The organism is Vibrio sp. RM-41-2B (genome assembly GCF_024744415.1).
Lineage (GTDB): Bacteria > Pseudomonadota > Gammaproteobacteria > Enterobacterales > Vibrionaceae > Vibrio > Vibrio diabolicus.
Map to the genome: position 1 here is coordinate 1 of NZ_JAMQWD010000048.1, position 709 is coordinate 709.

Here is a 709-nt window from a genome sequence, read left to right on the forward strand (position 1 = left end):
TCTTTCATTGAGTCCATCAAAACCCCTTGGGTGTTGTATGGTTAAGCCTCACGGGCAATTAGTACAGGTTAGCTCAACGCCTCACAACGCTTACACACCCTGCCTATCAACGTCGTAGTCTACGACAACCCTTTAGGATACTTAAAGTATCAGGGAGAACTCATCTCAAGGCTCGCTTCCCGCTTAGATGCTTTCAGCGGTTATCGATCCCGAACTTAGCTACCGGGCAATGCGTCTGGCGACACAACCCGAACACCAGAGGTTCGTCCACTCCGGTCCTCTCGTACTAGGAGCAGCCCCTTTCAATTCTCCAACGCCCACGGCAGATAGGGACCGAACTGTCTCACGACGTTCTAAACCCAGCTCGCGTACCACTTTAAATGGCGAACAGCCATACCCTTGGGACCGACTTCAGCCCCAGGATGTGATGAGCCGACATCGAGGTGCCAAACACCGCCGTCGATATGAACTCTTGGGCGGTATCAGCCTGTTATCCCCGGAGTACCTTTTATCCGTTGAGCGATGGCCCTTCCATTCAGAACCACCGGATCACTATGACCTGCTTTCGCACCTGCTCGAATTGTCATTCTCGCAGTCAAGCGGGCTTATGCCATTGCACTAACCTCACGATGTCCAACCGTGATTAGCCCACCTTCGTGCTCCTCCGTTACGCTTTGGGAGGAGACCGCCCCAGTCAAACTACCCACCA

At 53.3% G+C, this 709-nt stretch carries 1 rRNA gene; it reads right to left on the reverse strand.

The features are described 5' to 3' along the window. Positions 1–37: 37 nt before the first annotated feature. A 23S ribosomal RNA gene (locus NB463_RS19945) occupies positions 38–709 on the reverse strand; the annotation flags it as partial.